At 44.2% G+C, this 20392-nt stretch carries 16 protein-coding genes; 13 read left to right on the forward strand and 3 right to left on the reverse strand.

Going from position 1 to position 20392, the window contains the following annotated elements; translation table 11 throughout:
- Nucleotides 1-42: 42 nt before the first annotated feature.
- Nucleotides 43-828: a head GIN domain-containing protein gene (locus HMPREF2794_RS25555; RefSeq protein ID WP_010536137.1), complete on the reverse strand. Its 786-nt coding sequence runs from the start codon at nucleotides 826-828 to the stop codon at nucleotides 43-45.
- 135 nt (nucleotides 829-963) lie between these two features.
- Between HMPREF2794_RS25555 and HMPREF2794_RS25560 the strand changes: the two genes are divergently transcribed.
- Nucleotides 964-1662, forward strand: coding sequence for a YgjP family zinc-dependent metalloprotease (locus HMPREF2794_RS25560; protein WP_010536138.1), 699 nt, complete (start codon nucleotides 964-966; stop codon nucleotides 1660-1662).
- A gap of 49 nt (nucleotides 1663-1711) precedes the next feature.
- Here the strand turns inward: HMPREF2794_RS25560 and HMPREF2794_RS25565 are convergent, their stop codons facing one another.
- Entirely contained in the window at nucleotides 1712-2107 is a 396-nt protein-coding gene (locus HMPREF2794_RS25565; RefSeq protein WP_010536139.1) for a hypothetical protein, read from the reverse strand.
- Nucleotides 2108-2279: 172 nt separating this feature from the next.
- On the opposite strand from HMPREF2794_RS25565, the gene rimP reads away from it, so the two are divergent.
- The 12 genes from rimP (at nucleotide 2280) to HMPREF2794_RS25625 (ending at nucleotide 18792) form a co-directional block, all read left to right on the forward strand.
- Nucleotides 2280-2747: a ribosome assembly cofactor RimP gene (gene rimP / locus HMPREF2794_RS25570; protein ID WP_010536140.1), complete on the forward strand. Its 468-nt coding sequence runs from the start codon at nucleotides 2280-2282 to the stop codon at nucleotides 2745-2747.
- A gap of 2 nt (nucleotides 2748-2749) precedes the next feature.
- Complete coding sequence (nusA, locus tag HMPREF2794_RS25575) at nucleotides 2750-4069, forward strand: transcription termination factor NusA (protein ID WP_010536141.1); 1320 nt, start codon at nucleotides 2750-2752, stop codon at nucleotides 4067-4069.
- Between the two features lie 52 nt (nucleotides 4070-4121).
- Nucleotides 4122-7250, forward strand: a complete 3129-nt coding sequence (infB, locus tag HMPREF2794_RS25580) for a translation initiation factor IF-2 (protein ID WP_070753060.1) — start codon at nucleotides 4122-4124, stop codon at nucleotides 7248-7250.
- 133 nt (nucleotides 7251-7383) lie between these two features.
- Nucleotides 7384-7914, forward strand: coding sequence for a CvpA family protein (locus HMPREF2794_RS25585; protein WP_010536143.1), 531 nt, complete (start codon nucleotides 7384-7386; stop codon nucleotides 7912-7914).
- Nucleotides 7892-9346, forward strand: a complete 1455-nt coding sequence (gene sufB, locus HMPREF2794_RS25590; protein ID WP_070753061.1) for a Fe-S cluster assembly protein SufB — start codon at nucleotides 7892-7894, stop codon at nucleotides 9344-9346. The genes HMPREF2794_RS25585 and sufB overlap by 23 nt, the downstream gene beginning before the upstream one ends.
- A 15-nt stretch (nucleotides 9347-9361) precedes the next feature.
- Nucleotides 9362-10114, forward strand: coding sequence for a Fe-S cluster assembly ATPase SufC (gene sufC, locus HMPREF2794_RS25595; protein ID WP_010536146.1), 753 nt, complete (start codon nucleotides 9362-9364; stop codon nucleotides 10112-10114).
- A gap of 2 nt (nucleotides 10115-10116) precedes the next feature.
- Nucleotides 10117-11460: a Fe-S cluster assembly protein SufD gene (sufD, locus tag HMPREF2794_RS25600; RefSeq protein WP_055269371.1), complete on the forward strand. Its 1344-nt coding sequence runs from the start codon at nucleotides 10117-10119 to the stop codon at nucleotides 11458-11460.
- Nucleotides 11461-11474: 14 nt separating this feature from the next.
- Nucleotides 11475-12686: an aminotransferase class V-fold PLP-dependent enzyme gene (locus HMPREF2794_RS25605; RefSeq protein ID WP_070753069.1), complete on the forward strand. Its 1212-nt coding sequence runs from the start codon at nucleotides 11475-11477 to the stop codon at nucleotides 12684-12686.
- A 306-nt stretch (nucleotides 12687-12992) separates the two neighbouring features.
- Nucleotides 12993-13316, forward strand: coding sequence for a heavy metal-binding domain-containing protein (locus tag HMPREF2794_RS25610; protein ID WP_010536149.1), 324 nt, complete (start codon nucleotides 12993-12995; stop codon nucleotides 13314-13316).
- Between the two features lie 488 nt (nucleotides 13317-13804).
- On the forward strand, nucleotides 13805-16009 hold the full coding sequence (locus tag HMPREF2794_RS25615) for a sodium-translocating pyrophosphatase (protein WP_070753063.1): 2205 nt from the start codon (nucleotides 13805-13807) through the stop codon (nucleotides 16007-16009).
- Nucleotides 16010-16469: 460 nt separating this feature from the next.
- Nucleotides 16470-17072, forward strand: a complete 603-nt coding sequence (locus HMPREF2794_RS25620) for a ribonuclease HII (protein WP_070753065.1) — start codon at nucleotides 16470-16472, stop codon at nucleotides 17070-17072.
- A 172-nt stretch (nucleotides 17073-17244) separates the two neighbouring features.
- Entirely contained in the window at nucleotides 17245-18792 is a 1548-nt protein-coding gene (locus HMPREF2794_RS25625; protein WP_070753067.1) for a DUF5723 family protein, read from the forward strand.
- A gap of 163 nt (nucleotides 18793-18955) precedes the next feature.
- Here the strand turns inward: HMPREF2794_RS25625 and HMPREF2794_RS25630 are convergent, their stop codons facing one another.
- On the reverse strand, nucleotides 18956-19885 hold the full coding sequence (locus HMPREF2794_RS25630; protein ID WP_010536153.1) for a magnesium transporter CorA family protein: 930 nt from the start codon (nucleotides 19883-19885) through the stop codon (nucleotides 18956-18958).
- Between the last annotated feature and the right edge of the window lie 507 nt (nucleotides 19886-20392).

Below are 20392 nucleotides of genomic sequence, written 5' to 3' on the forward strand. Positions count from 1 at the left end.
ATAATTTAGTTCATTTCGGTACAGTATGGAGCTCTGACCCATTTAATTCAGTTTGCGGAGCTTTTTGCGGGGGAAGTCAATAGTCTGAGGGTTCCCTTTGTAAGCAACACTACCGCTTCCGCTGACATGTCCGCCTAGTTTGCCGTTGACGAAACAGCTAATGTTGCCCGAACCTGAGATACCCGCATATACGTCCGTAGCTTCCAGGTCAGCAGCTTTGATATTGCCGGACCCTGATATGTTGTACTTTGCTGCGCTTGCCATACCGTCAAGGGTGATGTTGCCTGAACCGGAAATGCTTGCAGAACAGGTGCTGCTGTCTATTTTTTTGAGTCTGACATTGCCCGAACCATGAATTGCAATTGCCAGATGGTTGGTGTCGAATGTACTTCCGTCTAAGTTGCCCGAACCATTAATCGTTACCTTGAGATCTCCCTTTGTGTGAATCCCGTTTGCGAAGAGAATACCACCTGATCCGTTGAGTGTCAGTCTGTTCAGGTCGGGTGAAAAGACTTTGATCTCCAGCTTGCCTCTGTCGATGATATTGACATTCTTTTTGAACTTTATATTCAAGGTTTCTCCATTAACTGTTATCTCCAGAAGTTCTACGATGTTGTCCGAACCGTAAACTTCAATATGAGAGCAGGAGTCTTGCTGATAGATGATATTGGCACTGCCTGACATGCTGATGTCATTGAAGTTTTCCAGATTTTCTTTTTTGGTGATGTAGTTTTTGCTGCCTTTTACAATAGGACCATTCATACAGGAAGTGGCGGAGAATATCAGGAATATCCCGAGTAACCATGCAACTAGTGTGTTTCTTTTCATAATTTATATCTGATTTTAATATGAGTATGTATAGATTAGACGTGGTGAGTTTACATAAAGTTGCATTGAACGTAACTTTTTTCGTCACAGGCTTCTTTTTTTATTATTTTTGCAGCATCGGTTAAGGAAGAGAAAATGGATACAGTGATAGAAGATGATGAATTAGGATGTTTGATAGTGCGTGTCAATCCACGTGCCCGCAGTCTGGTATTTCGTACGAAAAGCGATGCGGTCTATGTATCGGTGCCTCCCGGTACTACGATGAATGAGGTGAAGCGTGCTATTGAGAATCTGCGTAACAAGTTGCTGACTTCCCGCCGAAAGGCTACCCGCCCGTTGATCGACTTGAATTACAAGATTGATACGGAGTTTTTCAAATTGTCTCTGGTTGCAGGTGAAAAAGAACAGTTTCTGGCTAACTCCCGATTGGGAAATATGCAGATTATATGCCCGCCCCAGGCTGTTTTCGAAGATGAAAATCTACAGAATTGGTTGCGTAAAGTAATTGAAGAATCTTTGAGACGGAATGCCAAAAGTATTCTTCCTCCACGGCTGGAACGATTGTCCCGACAATGGGGATTAACCTATGCCGGGGTGAAAATAAATTCCAGTCAGGGGCGTTGGGGGAGCTGCTCGGCACGAAAAAATATAAATCTGTCCTATTATCTTGTGTTACTGCCTTCCCACTTGATAGACTATGTGCTTCTGCACGAATTGTGCCATACCCGTGAAATGAATCATAGCGATCGGTTCTGGAACCTGTTGAATCAGTTTACAGAAGGTAAAGCACTGGCTCTGCGGAAAGAACTTCGGGGATACCGTACAGAGATATAAAACAGAAATGTCCGTACCAAACTCTTGGCATCAGCTGCGCATTATCCAGCTATCGGGCTAATTGCTTAATTCCATCCGCTTCTTTCTCGAACTGATAAGTACCGCCCCGCTCACTGAGGTCGAAAGTGGAAACCAGTTCGGTTTTGTTGTCCACTACCAGCAGTGCGCTTTGCTCTGCAAACCGACCTACTTCAACCGTATAAGGCTCCTCGGATATCGTTTTGTTGAGGATGAGGCTGTCATTGACATATAAAGAAACAGAGTCTCCGGCAAATCCTTTTACCAGACTGATAGAATATGTTTCGATAAAATGTCGCTGCTCCTGCTTGTCGCGTTGCAAACGCATACTCATATAAATAAAGATAACTACAACAAAAATAACGGCAAAAGCCAGTATTCCGTTGCCTACCATAAACTGTTTGTTGGTGTTGAGACGATGTGCCATGGTTCCTGTTTTTTTAATTTGCGGTGTAAAGATACGGATATACGACTGTTAATTCATACTTTTTTTCTTTAATGTTTTGTAGTCGAATAGATTATTTATATCTTTGCAACCGAAATGGATGAAAGGTGGAGGGGCGATTAAGCTCCTTTTTTTGTTCTTATATAGTTAATAAATGATAGAAAAGAAAACTGTTTGTCAGATTGTTGAAGAGTGGCTGGAAGGAAAAGACTACTTTCTGGTAGAGGTGACCGTGAGCCCGGATGACAAGATTGTGGTCGAAATAGACCACGCAGAGGGAGTTTGGATCGAAGATTGCGTAGAGCTTAGCCGCTTTATCGAGTCGAAACTGAACCGTGAAGAGGAAGATTATGAACTGGAAGTGGGTTCTGCCGGTATCGGACAACCCTTTAAAGTGCTGCAACAGTATTACATCCACATCGGACAGGAAGTGGAAGTAGTGACCAGGGACGGACGTAAACTGGCAGGTGTCCTGAAAGATGCCGATGAAGAGAAGTTTACGGTAGGCGTACAGAAGAAGGTAAAACCCGAAGGCTCCAAGCGTCCGAAACTGATTGAAGAGGACGAAACCTTCACTTATGAGCAAATAAAATATACTAAATACTTAATTAGCTTTAAATAGTTATGGCCAAAAAAGAAGAAACAATCAGCTTGATTGATACATTTTCGGAATTTAAGGAACTGAAGAATATCGATAGAACGACCATGGTTAGCGTACTCGAAGAGTCGTTCCGTAGCGTAATCGCGAAAATGTTTGGCACCGATGAAAATTACGACGTGATCGTGAACCCGGACAAGGGTGACTTTGAGATATGGCGTAACCGTGAAGTTGTGGCCGATGAAGATTTGACAAACCCCAACATGCAGATTTCGCTGTCGGAAGCACAGAAGATCGATGCTTCATACGAAGAAGGCGAAGAAGTGACTGATGAGGTGATTTTTGCCAAGTTCGGACGTCGTGCTATCCTGAATCTCCGCCAGACACTGGCTTCAAAGATTCTGGAACTTGAAAAGGACAGTATTTATAATAAATATATTGATAAAGTAGGTACAATCATCAACGCAGAGGTATATCAGATCTGGAAGAAAGAAATGTTGCTTCTGGACGATGAAGGAAACGAACTGCTGCTGCCTAAGACGGAACAGATCCCGAGCGACTTCTATCGCAAAGGTGAAACAGCCCGTGCAGTAGTTGCCCGCGTAGACAACAAGAACAATAATCCGAAGATTATTTTGTCTCGTACTTCTCCCGTTTTCCTGCAACGTCTGTTCGAAATGGAAGTGCCTGAAATCAATGATGGTTTGATTACCATTAAAAAGATTGCCCGTATTCCTGGCGAACGTGCCAAGATCGCAGTGGAGTCTTATGATGACAGAATCGATCCCGTAGGTGCCTGTGTAGGTGTAAAAGGGAGTCGTATTCATGGGATTGTTCGTGAGTTACGCAATGAAAATATCGACGTAATCAATTATACATCGAACATTTCATTGTTTATTCAGCGTGCCTTGAGCCCGGCTAAGATTTCTTCTATCCGTCTGAACGAGGAAGAGAAAAAAGCCGAGGTGTTCCTTAAACCGGAAGAGGTATCGCTGGCTATTGGTAAAGGCGGTTTGAATATCAAGCTGGCCAGTATGTTGACCGAGTACACTATCGACGTGTTCCGCGAATTGGATGAGAATGTAGCTGATGAGGATATCTATCTCGATGAGTTCAGAGATGAAATTGACGGATGGGTGATTGATGCAATCAAGGCTATCGGTATTGATACGGCGAAGGCTGTATTGAATGCACCTCGCGAGATGTTGATTGAAAAGACGGACCTGGAAGAAGAGACAGTGGACGAGGTAATACGTATTTTGAAATCGGAGTTTGAAGAAGAACCGGCAGCAGAGGTGGAGCCTGAGATAGAGGCAGAGCCAGAGGCTGAACCAACACAAGAGTAATATGCATTACGATTGAATTTTCTTCGCTCCATTTATTCATTAAATTTTAAATATGACGATAAGGTTAAACAAAGTTACAAGAGATTTGAATGTAGGAATCGCGACGGTAGTTGAGTTCCTGCAAAAGAAAGGGTATACCGTTGAGGCTAATCCTAATACCAAAATTAGTGAGGAGCAGTACGCTGTGCTCGTTAAAGAGTTTAGTACAGATAAGAACCTTAGACTTGAATCGGAGCGTTTCATCCAGGAACGTCAGAATAAGGAACGTAATAAGGCATCGGTATCTATCGAAGGCTTCGAGAAGCAGCAGGAGAAACCGAAGTCGGAAGATGTGATTAAGACAGTCGTACCGGAGGATGCACGTCCTAAGTTTAAACCTGTCGGAAAAATAGATTTGGATAAATTGAACGGTCGGAGAACAGATAAAGTAGAAAAAGCGCCGGAAAAGAAAGTAGAACCTGTAGTGGAACAGCCTGTGGCAGCGCAACCAGTTGCCGAAAAAACAGTCGTTGAGAAGCCTGCGGTTGAACCCGAAGTGAAAAAGGAAGAGCCGAAAGTAGAAAAGGTGGAAGTCATTGCACCGAAACCTGCACCGGCACCTGCTCCGGTAAAACAGCCTGTAGTAGCATCGAAACCCGCAGTGGAGACAAAACCGGTAGAAGTTGAGAAAGTAGTAGTGGAAGAAGTAAAGAAAGAAGAGCCGAAGGTGGTAGAAGCTGCACCTGTGAAGGCGGAAGAACGTAAAGTAGAAAGAACGGCAGAAGTAGCTGCAACAGCGGCAACTCCGACTGAAGAAAATACGTCAAAAGACAATGAGGTGTTTAAAATCCGTCAACCGGAACTGGGAGCGAAGATCAATGTCATCGGTCAGATTGACCTGGCTGCATTGAACCAGTCTACTCGTCCTAAGAAGAAATCGAAGGAAGAAAAACGCCGCGAACGCGAAGAAAAAGAAAAGGTTCGTCAGGATCAGAAGAAACTGATGAAGGAAGCTATCATCAAGGAAATCCGTAAAGAGGATAGTAAACAGGCGAAACCGGGAGCAAAAGACAATAATGCCGATGCTGCCAGAAAGAAACGGAATCGTATCAACAAAGAAAAGGTGGATGTCAACAATGTGGCAACTTCCAACTTTGCTGCACCGAGACCGAACACTCAGACCGGTAAAGGTGGTGGCAATCACCCCCGTCCTCAAGGTCAAGGCCAGGGACAGGGCAATAATAACAACAAGAAGAATAATAATAAAGATCGCTTCAAGAAGCCGGTTATCAAGCAGGAGGTTAGCGAAGAAGACGTAGCAAAGCAGGTAAAAGAAACCTTGGCGCGTCTGACAACCAAGGGCAAGAACAAGACTTCTAAGTACCGTAAGGAAAAACGTGAAATGGCTTCCAACCGTATGCAGGAACTGGAAGATCAGGAAATGGCAGAAAGCAAGGTACTGAAGCTGACTGAATTCGTAACGGCTAACGAGTTGGCAACGATGATGGACGTATCAGTCAATCAGGTTATTGCAACTTGTATGAGTATCGGTATGATGGTTTCTATTAACCAGCGTCTGGATGCGGAAACAATCAATCTGGTGGCCGAAGAGTTTGGTTTCAAGACCGAATATGTAAGTGCGGAAGTAGCGCAAGCTATCGTAGAGGAAGAAGATGCTCCGGAAGACTTGCAGCCGCGTGCTCCGATCGTAACAGTGATGGGACACGTCGACCACGGTAAGACTTCGTTGCTCGACTACATCCGTAAGGCGAATGTAATTGCCGGTGAGGCCGGAGGTATTACACAGCACATCGGTGCTTACAACGTACAGCTGGAAGACGGACGTCGCATTACATTCCTGGATACTCCGGGGCATGAGGCGTTTACAGCTATGCGTGCCCGTGGTGCGAAAGTTACGGATATCGCGATCATTATTGTGGCAGCCGATGACAACGTAATGCCACAGACGAAAGAAGCGATCAATCATGCGATGGCAGCAGGTGTACCTATTGTGTTTGCTATTAATAAGGTAGATAAGCCGACTGCCAATCCGGACAAGATTAAGGAAGAACTGGCTGCAATGAACTATCTCGTGGAAGAATGGGGTGGTAAATATCAGTCACAAGATATCTCTGCCAAGAAAGGTATAGGTGTGGAAGATCTGATGGAGAAAGTATTGCTGGAGGCTGAGATGCTTGATTTGAAAGCGAATCCGAACCGTAATGCAACAGGATCTATCATTGAATCTTCGCTGGATAAAGGACGTGGTTATGTAGCTACGGTACTGGTGTCCAACGGTACTTTGAAAGTCGGAGACATCGTACTGGCAGGAACCAGCTATGGACGTGTGAAGGCTATGTTCAATGAACGTAATCAGCGGGTGAAAGAGGCAGGACCTGCCGAACCGGCATTGATTCTGGGATTGAACGGTGCTCCTGCCGCAGGTGACACATTCCATGTTGTTGAAAGCGATCAGGAAGCTCGTGAGATTACGAACAAGCGTGAACAGTTGGCTCGTGAACAAGGCTTGCGTACACAGAAGATTCTTACACTGGATGAACTGGGTCGTCGTATTGCATTGGGTAACTTCCAGGAATTGAATATCATCGTTAAGGGTGACGTGGATGGTTCTGTGGAAGCATTGAGCGACTCGTTGATCAAGCTGTCTACTGAACAGATTCAGGTAAATGTGATCCATAAAGGTGTGGGTGCTATCTCCGAATCGGATGTATCACTGGCTGCCGCTTCGGATGCGATTATCGTCGGATTCCAGGTACGTCCTTCGGGTGCCGCTGCTAAGATGGCTGAACAGGAAGGTGTCGATATCCGTAAGTACTCTGTCATCTATGATGCAATTGAAGAGGTGAAGGCTGCTATGGAAGGTATGTTGGCTCCGGAACTGAAAGAACAGATTACGGCAACGATCGAAATTCGCGAAGTATTCAATATCACGAAAGTGGGACTTGTAGCGGGTGCGGTAGTGAAGACCGGAAAGGTAAAACGAAGCGACAAGGCTCGTTTGATCCGCGATGGTATCGTTATCTTCACCGGAAATATCAATGCACTGAAACGCTTCAAGGATGATGTGAAAGAAGTTGGTACGAACTTCGAGTGTGGTATCAGTCTGGTGAACTGCAACGACATGAAGGTAGGCGATATGATCGAGACATTCGAAGAAATAGAAGTGAAACAAACTTTATAATAATTGACAATTGACAGTTGACAATTGACAATTGATAGTTGGTTGGAAAACTTAAAAGTTGACAATTGATGATTGATGGTTGATAATGGTTTTAATTGTCAATTGTCAATCGTCAATTGTCAATTTTAATATTATGACAACGATTGATATAATCATCCTTATTATAGTAGGTGCCGGTGTGGTGACAGGCTTTATGAAAGGCTTTATCCGCCAGCTGGCTTCTATTTTGGGATTAGTCGTCGGTTTGTTGGCAGCAAAGGCTTTGTATGCAACGTTGGCAGAGAAGCTTTGTCCGACTGTGACGGACTCGATGACAGTAGCACAGGTATTGGCTTTTATTGTTATCTGGATTGCCGTTCCGTTGATATTCACGTTAGTGGCGTCCTTGCTGACGAAAGCGCTGGAAGCTATTTCGTTGGGATGGCTGAACCGCTGGCTGGGAAGTGGGTTGGGAGCACTCAAGTTCCTGTTGCTGACAAGCCTTGTGATTTGTGTGATAGAGTTTGTCGATAGCGATAATAAGTTAATTAGTGCAACAAAAAAGAGCGAATCATTGTTATATTATCCTATGGAAACGTTTGCGGGAATCTTTTTCCCTGCTGCTAAGAATATAACGCAACAATATATATTAGATAATAAAGATGCAACAAGAAGAACCCAATAAATATGTAAAGGAACTGACGCAGGAGAAGTACAAATACGGCTTCACCACGGAGGTGCACACCGATGTTATTGAGCGTGGACTGAACGAAGATGTAGTCCGTCTGATTTCATCGAAGAAAGATGAACCCGAATGGTTGCTGGAGTTCCGACTGAAAGCGTACCGCCATTGGCTGACGCTGGAGATGCCGACATGGGCCCATCTCCGTATTCCGGAAATCGATTATCAGGCAATTTCCTACTATGCCGATCCGACGAAGAAGAAAGAAGGACCGAAGAGTATGGATGAAGTAGATCCGGAACTGATAAAGACATTTAATAAACTGGGTATTCCTTTGGAAGAACAGATGGCATTGAGTGGAATGGCTGTGGATGCAGTGATGGACTCGGTATCTGTAAAGACCACTTTCAAAGAAACACTGATGGAGAAGGGCATTATATTCTGCTCCTTTAGTGAGGCGGTACGGGAACATCCGGATCTTGTGAAGAAGTATATGGGCTCGGTAGTTGGTTATCGGGATAACTTCTTTGCAGCTTTGAACTCGGCTGTGTTCTCTGACGGTTCTTTCGTTTATATCCCGAAGGGAGTACGCTGCCCGATGGAGCTTTCTACCTATTTCCGTATCAATGCCCGTAATACGGGCCAGTTTGAACGTACGCTGATTGTAGCGGATGATGACTCGTATGTGTCTTATCTGGAGGGATGTACGGCACCGATGCGCGATGAAAATCAGTTGCACGCGGCTATCGTGGAGATTGTGGTACATGACCGTGCGGAAGTGAAATACAGTACTGTTCAGAACTGGTATCCGGGAGATGCCGAAGGCAAAGGCGGGGTATACAACTTTGTAACGAAACGCGGCAACTGCAAAGGGGTGGATAGCAAACTGTCCTGGACACAGGTGGAAACCGGTTCGGCGATCACGTGGAAGTATCCTTCCTGTATATTGACAGGCGATAACTCGACAGCAGAGTTTTATTCTGTGGCTGTGACTAATAATTATCAGCAGGCAGATACCGGTACGAAGATGATTCATCTGGGCAAGAATACCCGTAGTACGATTGTAAGTAAAGGTATCTCAGCCGGACACAGTGAGAACTCTTACCGTGGACTGGTCCGTGTAGCGGAGAAAGCGGATAATGCCCGTAATTATAGCCAGTGCGACTCGTTGTTGCTGGGCGATAAGTGTGGTGCACATACATTCCCCTATATGGATATTCGTAATGAGACAGCTGTGGTAGAGCATGAAGCTACAACGAGCAAGATCAGTGAAGATCAGATATTCTATTGTAATCAGCGCGGTATACCGACAGAGGATGCTATCGGACTGATTGTAAACGGATATGCAAAAGAAGTATTAAATAAACTTCCGATGGAGTTTGCGGTGGAAGCACAGAAGTTGCTTACTATTTCGTTGGAAGGAAGCGTTGGATAAGAAATAAGCAAAATTATGTTAGAGATAAAAGACCTGCATGCCAGCATTAATGGCAAAGAGATATTGAAAGGTATTAACCTGACGGTGAAACCGGGCGAGATACATGCAATTATGGGACCGAACGGTTCCGGTAAGAGTACACTTTCTTCTGTCCTTGTAGGGAATCCGGCGTTTGAAGTGACAAAAGGTTCGGTTACTTTTTATGGTAAGAATCTGTTGGAACTGAGTCCGGAGGATCGTAGTCATGAAGGTATTTTCCTTAGCTTCCAGTATCCGGTGGAGATTCCGGGAGTAAGTATGGTGAACTTCATGCGTGCGGCTGTAAACGAACAGCGCAAATACAAAGGATTGCCTGCCTTGACAGCCAGTGAGTTCTTGAAACTGATGCGTGAGAAACGTGCTGTAGTCGAACTGGATAATAAATTAGCCAATCGCTCGGTAAACGAAGGTTTCTCGGGAGGGGAAAAGAAACGTAACGAAATTTTCCAGATGGCGATGCTGGAGCCTCGCTTGAGCATTCTCGATGAAACAGACTCCGGTCTGGATATTGACGCTCTCCGTATTGTGGCGGAAGGAGTGAACAAGTTGAAGACACCGGAAACCAGTACGATTGTCATCACTCACTATCAGCGTCTGCTCGACTATATCAAGCCGGATATAGTGCATGTACTTTATAAAGGTCGCATTGTGAAGACTGCCGGACCGGAACTTGCTTTGGAACTGGAAGAAAAAGGGTACGACTGGATTAAGAAAGAACTAGGAGAATAATGATGAATGTAGAGCAACAATACATAGATCTCTTCTCGCAAACGGAAGCAATGATCTGCAAGCATAGTGCCGAAGTGCTGAATGCACCTCGTGCCACTGCTTTTGCCGATTTTGAGCGTCTCGGATTCCCGACCCGTAAGATGGAGAAGTACAAATATACGGATATAAGCAAGTATTTTGAACCTGATTATGGCTTGAATCTGAATCGACTTGAGATTCCGGTCAACCCGTATGAAGTATTTAAGTGCGATGTGCCGAATATGAGCACTGCTTTGTATTTTGTGGTGAACGATGCATTCTATAACAAGGCGCTTCCTAAAGGACATTTGCCGGAAGGAGTGATCTTCGGCAGTCTGAAAGAGGTTGCTGCGGAACATCCTGAACTGGTGAAGAAATATTATGGTAAACTGGCGGATACATCAAAAGACGGTGTGACAGCTTTCAACACAGTTTTTGCACAGGATGGCGTTGTCTTCTACGTTCCGAAGAATGTAGTCGTGGAGAAGCCGATTCAGTTGGTGAACATCCTCCGCGCAGATGTCAACTTCATGGTGAACCGCCGTGTACTGATTATTTTGGAAGATGGTGCACAAGCCCGCCTGTTGATTTGTGATCATGCGATGGACAGTGTGAACTTCCTTGCTACACAGGTTATTGAAGTCTTTGCCGGTGAAAATGCTGTATTTGATATGTACGAGCTGGAAGAGACACATACGAGTACAGTCCGTATCAGCAATTTATATGTGAAGCAGGAGGCTAACAGTAATGTTTTGCTGAATGGCATGACTCTGCATAACGGTACTACACGCAACACGACGGAAGTTTTGCTGGCTGGTGAAGGAGCGGAAATCAACCTTTGCGGTATGGCTATTGCCGATAAGAACCAGCATGTAGACAATAACACGTCAATCGATCATGCCGTTCCGAATTGTACCAGCAATGAATTGTTCAAGTATGTACTTGATGACCAGTCTGTCGGTGCTTTCTCCGGATTGGTACTGGTACGTCCCGATGCCCAGCATACAAGTTCCCAGCAAACCAATCGTAACCTGTGCGCTACGCGCGATGCCCGTATGTACACTCAGCCGCAACTCGAAATTTATGCGGACGATGTGAAGTGTTCACATGGGGCGACGGTCGGCCAGTTGGATGAGAATGCCTTGTTTTATATGCGTTCGCGCGGAATAGCAGAGAAAGAGGCACGCTTGCTGCTGATGTTTGCTTTCGTTAATGAGGTTATTGATACCATTCGTCTGGATGCATTGAAAGATCGTCTGCATTTATTGGTGGAGAAACGCTTCCGTGGTGAACTGAACAAGTGCCAGGGATGTGCGATCTGTAAATGATAATCGTTAGTACAATGAATATAGAAAAGATACGTGAGGATTTTCCGATATTGAGCCGTACGGTATACGGTAAGCCTTTGGTTTATTTCGATAACGGTGCAACGACTCAAAAGCCCCGTCTGGTGATTGATTCGATTGTAGATGAATATTATTCCGTCAATGCCAATGTGCATCGCGGGGTACATTATCTCTCCCAGCAGGCAACAGAATTGCATGAGGCCTCCCGTGAGACGGTACGCCGGTTTATCAATGCCGCCGGAACGAATGAGGTTATCTTTACGCGGGGGACGACGGAAAGCATTAATCTGCTTGTTTCCAGCTTTGGAGATGAGTTTATGCAGGAAGGTGATGAAGTGATTGTTTCGGTAATGGAACATCACAGCAACATCGTTCCCTGGCAGTTGCTGGCCGCCCGCAAAGGAATTGCAATCAAAGTGATTCCGATGAACGATAAAGGGGAACTGCTGTTGGATGAATACGAGAAGCTTTTCTCCGAACGTACAAAGATTGTCAGCGTTGTTCAGGTATCGAATGTGCTGGGCACAGTAAATCCTGTAAAGGAAATGATTGCTACCGCCCATGCGCATGGAGTACCTTTCATAGTGGATGCTGCGCAGTCCATTCCTCATATGAAAGTAGATGTACAGGACCTGGATGCCGATTTTCTGGTCTTCTCGGCTCATAAGATATATGGACCGACAGGTGTTGGCGTATTGTATGGGAAAGAAGAATGGCTGGATCGCCTGCCGCCTTATCAGGGAGGAGGAGAAATGATTCAACATGTCTCTTTTGAGAAAACGACTTTTAATGAGCTTCCCTTCAAATTTGAAGCAGGTACGCCCGATTATATCGGTACGACCGGACTGGCAAAAGCTCTTGACTATGTGAATGGAATCGGACTTGACCGGATTGCAGCTCATGAACATGAACTGACAACCTATGCCTTGAAACGTTTGAAGGAAATCCCTCATATGCGTATCTTTGGTGAAGCGGCAGATCGTGGAGCCGTTATTTCATTCCTCGTAGGTGATATTCACCATTTTGATCTCGGAACTCTCTTAGATCGTTTGGGTATTGCCGTCCGTACCGGACATCACTGCGCGCAACCATTGATGCAGCGTCTGGGGATAGAGGGAACAGTCAGGGCTTCGTTTGCCATGTACAATACAAAAGCAGAAGTGGATGTACTGGTGGCGGGTATCGAGCGCGTCAGCCGGATGTTCTGATAAAATAGGTCGCCTTTCCTGTGGGAAGGCGATTTTTTTTATTCTTTAACTAAAAAAGTCTCTTTAAAGTGCAGTGATTTGAAGTTTCCTGCGTCTAATAAGAAAGAATAAAAATCATTTTAGGTATATTAAGTTGGTCGTGAGACCACGCTTTCTATAAATTCTCTCTCTCTTTAACTCTAATTGGCAGCTATATCGCATTTGTTTGTGGTATAGCTGCAATTTTTTATGGCTGCGATTGCAACCTTTCAGGGGGACACAGCGTCTAATAGAATAGCAAATAACTTATTAAAAGACAGAAAGAGTATGTTAGTGACCACAACCCCTATTATTGAAGGAAAACGAATTGTGAAGTATTATGGAATAGTTTCCGGAGAAACGATTATCGGTGCCAATGTATTTCGTGACATATTCGCGAGTATCCGTGATATTGTCGGCGGACGTTCCGGCGCGTACGAAGAGGTACTGCGCATGGCGAAAGATACGGCTTTGCAGGAAATGCAGGCACAAGCTGCTCAAATGGGAGCTAATGCCGTGATCGGTGTGGATCTGGATTATGAAACGGTAGGCGGGAGCGGCAGTATGCTGATGGTGACTGCTAACGGAACAGCCGTAACGATTGAAGATTAGTTGATTGTTTTTATTGTATGTAGAAGGGGATTCACCGTTAACGGTGCTTCCTCTTTTTAAATGTCTTTGTCCGTTATCATACCTTCATCATGGGAGGTATAAACAAGACATAAAAAAAGGCTATCTATCCCAGACAGCCAATCTTTTGTTAACCTTAAATCTAATACTATGAAAAACACACTACAAAGATAGGGACTTTTCGGCTATCTCCAAATTTTCGGGGTAAAGCGTGGCTTTTTATAACATGGTTTAATAGAAATAACCTATTTGTTAACGATTAACGTAATTGGATTGAAAATTAACTAAATCGTTAATGGGGAGATGTCTTCTCCGGGATATTCCCGAAGGCCTTTTCTAATAGCTTTTCATTCGCTTCATTGTAAGATACTATATAAATGGACAAGCCGGATTTTTTTCCTCTTTTGCTTGCTTTTTTCGTTTGATTTCCATACTTTTAGCCACCATAAAACCCTTTAATAATTAATTCTATGGATAGCATTCTTTTCTGGCTGGTTCCAGTCGCTTCAGTGTTAGCCCTCTGTTTTGCTTATTACTTCCATAAGCAGATGATGAAAGAGAGTGAAGGTACTCCTCAAATGATAAAAATAGCCGCTGCGGTACGCAAGGGGGCTATGTCTTATCTGAAACAACAGTACAAAATTGTAGGTTGTGTGTTTTTGGGACTGGTTATTTTGTTTTCGATTATGGCTTATGGCTTTCATGTTCAGAATGCGTGGGTTCCTATTGCTTTCCTGACGGGTGGTTTCTTCTCCGGTCTTTCCGGTTTTCTGGGTATGAAGACAGCAACCTATGCTTCGGCACGTACTGCTAATGCGGCACGTAACTCACTGAATTCCGGTCTGAGAATTGCTTTCCGCAGTGGTGCAGTAATGGGACTCGTGGTAGTCGGACTGGGGTTGCTTGATATATCTTTCTGGTATCTGCTGTTGAATGCGGTGATTCCTGCTGACGCACTGACACCGACTCATAAACTTTGCGTTATCACGACCACGATGCTTACTTTCGGTATGGGAGCTTCTACACAGGCATTGTTTGCCCGCGTGGGTGGTGGTATATATACAAAAGCTGCCGATGTAGGTGCCGACCTTGTAGGTAAAGTAGAAGCAGGTATTCCCGAGGACGATCCGCGCAACCCTGCTACCATTGCCGATAATGTAGGTGATAATGTTGGTGACGTGGCAGGAATGGGTGCCGACTTGTACGAATCTTATTGCGGTTCTATCCTGGCGACTGCCGCATTAGGTGCTGCTGCCTTTATCCATTCGGCAGATACGGTCATGCAGTTCAAGGCAGTTATTGCTCCGATGTTGATTGCAGCGGTAGGTATTTTGCTTTCTATTATCGGTATCTTCTCCGTACGCACTAAAGAAAATGCAACGATGAAAGATTTGCTCGGCTCACTGGCATTCGGAACCAATCTGAGTTCCGTATTGATTGTTGCCGCCACCTTCTTAATCCTGTGGCTTTTGCAGCTGGACAACTGGATTTGGATTTCCTGTGCGGTAGTAGTCGGCCTGCTGGTCGGTATTGTGATCGGACGTTCTACGGAATATTATACTTCCCAGTCTTACCGCCCTACTCAGAAGTTGAGTGAAAGTGGAAAGACCGGTCCCGCTACGGTTATTATTTCCGGTATTGGTTTGGGAATGCTTTCTACAGCTATTCCTGTGATTGCGGTAGTAGTGGGTATCATTGCTTCCTTCCTGCTTGCTTCCGGGTTCGATTTCTCTAATGTGGGTATGGGGCTTTACGGCATTGGCATCGCTGCTGTCGGTATGCTGTCTACCTTAGGAATAACGTTGGCTACGGATGCTTATGGTCCGATTGCTGATAATGCAGGGGGTAATGCGGAAATGGCAGGTCTGGGTCCTGAGGTACGCAAACGTACTGATGCGCTCGATTCTTTGGGAAATACAACAGCAGCAACCGGGAAAGGTTTTGCTATCGGTTCCGCTGCATTGACCGGACTGGCTTTGCTGGCATCTTATATAGAAGAAATCCGTATCGGTCTGACCCGTTTGGGAACGATGGACCTGAGTATGCCCAACGGAGATGTTGTTTCTACCGCCAATGCTACCTTTGTCGATTTCATGAACTATTATGATGTGACGCTGATGAATCCGAAAGTTCTTTCCGGTATGTTCCTCGGATCGATGATGGCCTTTCTGTTCTGCGGATTGACGATGAATGCCGTCGGTCGCGCAGCCGGACACATGGTGGACGAGGTACGTCGTCAGTTCCGTGAAATTAAAGGCATCCTGACCGGAGAGGCTGAGCCGGATTATGAACGTTGTGTGGCTATCTCAACCAAAGGTGCACAGTGTGAAATGGTCATTCCGTCTCTGATTGCTATTATTGCCCCTATTGCGACCGGATTAATCTTCGGAGTGACCGGAGTCTTAGGACTGTTGATTGGTGGTTTGAGTTCAGGTTTTGTGTTGGCTATCTTTATGGCGAATGCAGGCGGTGCCTGGGATAATGCGAAGAAGTACGTAGAAGAAGGGAATTTTGGAGGTAAAGGCGGTGAAGTGCATAAGGCAACCGTAGTAGGTGATACTGTGGGTGATCCGTTTAAAGACACTTCCGGTCCGAGCCTGAATATTTTGATAAAGCTCATGAGCATGGTAGCCATTGTGATGGCAGGGCTTACTGTTGCCTGGAGTTTGTTTTAACTAAAAAAGGTTTGTTTATTGAAGAGGGCGATGGCCGGAATAGGTTCGGCTATCGCTTTTTTATGGTATAGAACTGCGTAAACACTTTTTTGGCATGCTTAATCACTCTTTTTCGGTAAATGATCCTGTTTAAGGGCATTTCATGCAAATACTCCGGAAAAGTCATTTTCTTGTTTCTCATTATTTGGATACTTTTGCAAGACGATATAATATAATCGGAAAGGGGTAAATAGAAGAAATATGTCATAATGGCTAAGGGGAAAGGCTGATGTTAGAAAAGAACAAAATCTGTAAAACGAATGGTAGGGTGATGGTTCCGGTCAGCAGGACTGTGAACCTGGAGTATATTTGGGGAACAATTGCTTGTTTGTGTGAATGAATGACAGAAAAAGGAGGTCTTGAATGAGGTCTCCTTTTTTATTTCCTTTATCTTTGTATCCTGTAAGAAAAAAGAATAAGTATGCTATTACCTTATTTAAATAAAGATTTGATAGAAGCCGGCTGTGATGAGGCTGGGCGCGGCTGTCTGGCAGGTTCTGTGTATGCTGCTGCCGTCATTCTTCCTAAAGATTTTAAGAATGAGTTGCTGAATGACTCGAAGCAACTGACAGAAAAGCAGCGCTATGCACTCCGGGAAGTGATAGAGAAAGAGGCGATAGCATGGGCGGTAGGAGTGGTGTCGCCCCAAGAGATTGATGAGATAAATATTCTCCGTGCCTCTTTTCTGGCCATGCATCGGGCTGTTGGCCAGCTCTCTGTCCGGCCTCAACATCTGCTCATTGACGGCAACCGTTTCAATAAATATCCCGATATCTCCCATACGACAGTAATCAAAGGAGACGGGAAGTATCTTTCGATAGCTGCCGCTTCCATACTGGCTAAAACCTATAGAGATGATTATATGAATCGTCTTCACGAAGAATATCCTTTTTATGACTGGAATAATAATAAAGGCTATCCGACTAAAAAACATCGTGCCGCCATTGCCGAACACGGAACGACTCCATACCACCGGATGACCTTCAATCTGCTTGGTGACGGGCAGTTGAACCTAGACTTCTGATTTTACTTATCGTTTCACTTTCTACATATTTTTGCAGAATAAGCACGATTTTTCTCTAAATAGCCATGAAAATGTTCCGTTTATGCTAAAAAAGTGTTGCCATGTGCTTTTATTTGTTACTCAAATGCTATATATTTGCAAACGATAACAAGAATTAAAAAAAGATAAAATCATGACAACAAGCAGACTGTATTCATCAAAGAAGTTTATTGGGGCATTTCTTCTTATGATGGTTTGTGTTTTACCTGCCAATGCGCAGTTTTTACGTACCTCTTATTTTATGGAAGGTACGCATTATCGTCAACAATTGAATCCGGCTTTGATTCCGACACAAGGATATTTTAATATTCCTGTACTGGGATCGGTTAATGCTACTGTGGGTTCTACTTCATTGGGATATCAGGACATTATCGACATTATTGATGATAGCGACAATTTCTACTCTAATCCGGATTTTCTGAAACGTCTGAAAGATAAGAATGATTTGAATGTGAACGTAAGCACGGAGATTCTTTCTGCCGGATGGTATAAAGGAAAGAACTTCTGGTCATTCAACGTTGGTGTTCGTGCGGATATAGGTGCAAGCCTTACCCGTTCTATGTTTACCTTCCTGAATGAGATGGATGCGCTTGAAGATAACTGGAGAAACAGCAACTACGATATCAGTGGTCAGAAACTGGATATTAATGCTTATGGTGAAGTTGGTTTGGGATATGCGCGTCAGATCAATAACCGTTTGACGGTTGGTGGTAAAGTGAAAGTGTTGCTGGGTATTGGCAATATGAATTTGAAGATCAATAACGTGATGATGAATGCCAAACTTCCAAGTGATGCTCGTATTAACCAGTTGCAGAATATTCAGTTTAGCAGTGATCCCGCACAGGCTGCACAGGAGATAGAAGCATTAAGAAATGAAATTAAAGGCTACCATGCCAATTTGGCTGTAAATGCTCAGTTGGAAAGTTCTTTCAAGGGACTGGAGTTGGTAGAAGAAAATGGTCAGGACTATATCAGTGACTTTGACTTTGATAGTGGTAAGCTGGGCATTGCAGGCTATGGCTTCGGCATTGACTTGGGAGCTTCTTATAAAATCATGGATAATCTGACAGTATCTGCCTCTGTCCTTGACTTAGGCTTCATCAAATGGTCGAAAGGCGCTACTAAAATTGCTTCTGCTAATCCGGAGGCAATTAATATTGCAGGAGATAATTATCTGACAGGTATTGATCCGAATAATATTGACGGTTCTATAACTGCAGTTCAGACTAATATTAACCGTTTGCAGAATGATGCTAACGGATATATGAACCGTGTAAACGGTGGTGATGTACTCGACTACGAAATGTTGCAACTTCAGACAGAGGAAGCACATAAATCACGTAAGTCTAGTCTGGCATCTACAGTTGTGGTAGGAGCTGAATACGGCTTCTTTGAGAACAAGCTCGGAGTAGGTGTATTGTCTACGACCCGTTTCGTACAACCGAAAACTCTTACGGAGATCACATTCTCTGCAAACTACCGTCCGAAGAGCTGGCTGAATGTAGCACTTAGCTATTCGGCTATTCAGTCTGCCGGAAAGTCATTTGGTCTGGGTCTGAAGCTAGGACCGGTGTTCCTCGGAACTGACTACATGTTCTTAGGCAAGAACACTAATTCTGTAAGTGGATTTGTTGGTATTTCTGTGCCATTGGGCGGAAAGAAATCCAATAAAGAAGGATAAGATAAAATAATTTCTCTCTCTTAAACATTCTCTTTTTAATATTCTCTATCGAATAAAAAACGTATTGTATGCAGCCTGTCATCTCTGACCTTTCATTTAGGTTTTAAGAGTGACAGGCTGCTTTTTTATGTGTCTGAAATGAGAGGGAGTGGGGCTGTCAGAATCAGAACCACTTGATCTTCCTGAATATGATAAACGCCAATGTCGACAGTACCACAGAACAGAGAATAATCAATGCAAAGGCATATGGTACCTCTTCCAGATGGATGTCCACATTCATTCCGTAGAAGCTGGCTATCAACGTCGGAATCATCAGAGTTATGGAAAGGCTGGTCATACGTTTCATGATGGCATTCACGTTGTTGGAGATGATGGAGGCGAAGGCATCCATCGTTCCGGTGAGGATATCACTATAGATATTCACCGTATTAAACGCCTGTTTCAACTCAATGATAACGTCTTCTACCAGTTCCTTATCCAGAAAGTCGGTGTCCTGAAAGATACTTTGCAGCTTACCGATCATCACTTCATTTCCCCGGATGGAGGTGTTGAAGTAAACCAGTGTTTTCTGTAATCTCATCAGACGGAGCAGGTCCTCGTTGCGGATACTACGTTCCAATTCTTTTTCGGCGGCGCTGATATCCAGATTTATCTGCTTCAGATATTTCAGGAACCATACGGCAGACGAATAAATCAGCCGTAGGATCAGATCGAGCTTGTTGCGGACTTCGATTCCCTTTCTGCGGGTGTGTTCGATGAAGTCAGGCAGCAGATCTGTGTTGTGATAGCAGACTGATACAATGATTTCATTGTTGGTGATGATACCGATGGGTACAGTGCCGAAGGGAAGACTTTCATTCTGTTTGTTTTGCATCGGGATACGTAGAATCGTCAACAGCCAGTTGCCTTCTGTGTCGGTACGCGGACGTTCGTCCGTATCGGCTATATCGTTCAAGAATGATTCGGGTACGTTCAGGGTTTTAGTCAGAAATTCAAAATCATCGTTGTTTGGGCATACCACGTTTACCCAGCAGTTAGGAAGCCATTGCGGTTTTTCCACAAAGCCAGCTTCACAATAAAGATATGTTCTCATCTTATTGCCTCCTTTCGTTTGTTTACACGAGCAGAGGCATCAGTTTTCAATGACTCTGTTCGCTTTAATTAATACTATTAGTGCACGTTCGCGGGTTTGAATCGTCCATATTTCTATGATTTAATTTTAAAGCGGTGCAAAGATACGGAAAATTAGCCGGGCTTCCGTCTTTTGCTTTGTTTTTTTTGATGGAATAATGGTCTCAAACCGTACAGAAATGAAGAATGATGAATGGAGAATGAAGAATTACTTTGCAGCTGCAGCGTGATAGCGCAGCCAATTCTTCATTCAAATCCGTACAGTATAGAGCTCAAACCGGGTTTTCGGACTGATCCAGTAATTCTTCATTTAAAACTCATTCATAATGATTAAAACCGATGTTTTATTGTCATCTGTCAGCTTTTAGTAGGCAAACTGTTTATAATAAGATAATTAGCTCCTGACAATACCCCCTGATAATACGGCTTGACTATTTGATAAAGAGTCCCTTTGTAAGTATGCTTGGAG

This window comes from Bacteroides sp. HMSC067B03, assembly GCF_001811315.1.
GTDB classification, from domain to species: domain Bacteria; phylum Bacteroidota; class Bacteroidia; order Bacteroidales; family Bacteroidaceae; genus Bacteroides; species Bacteroides faecis.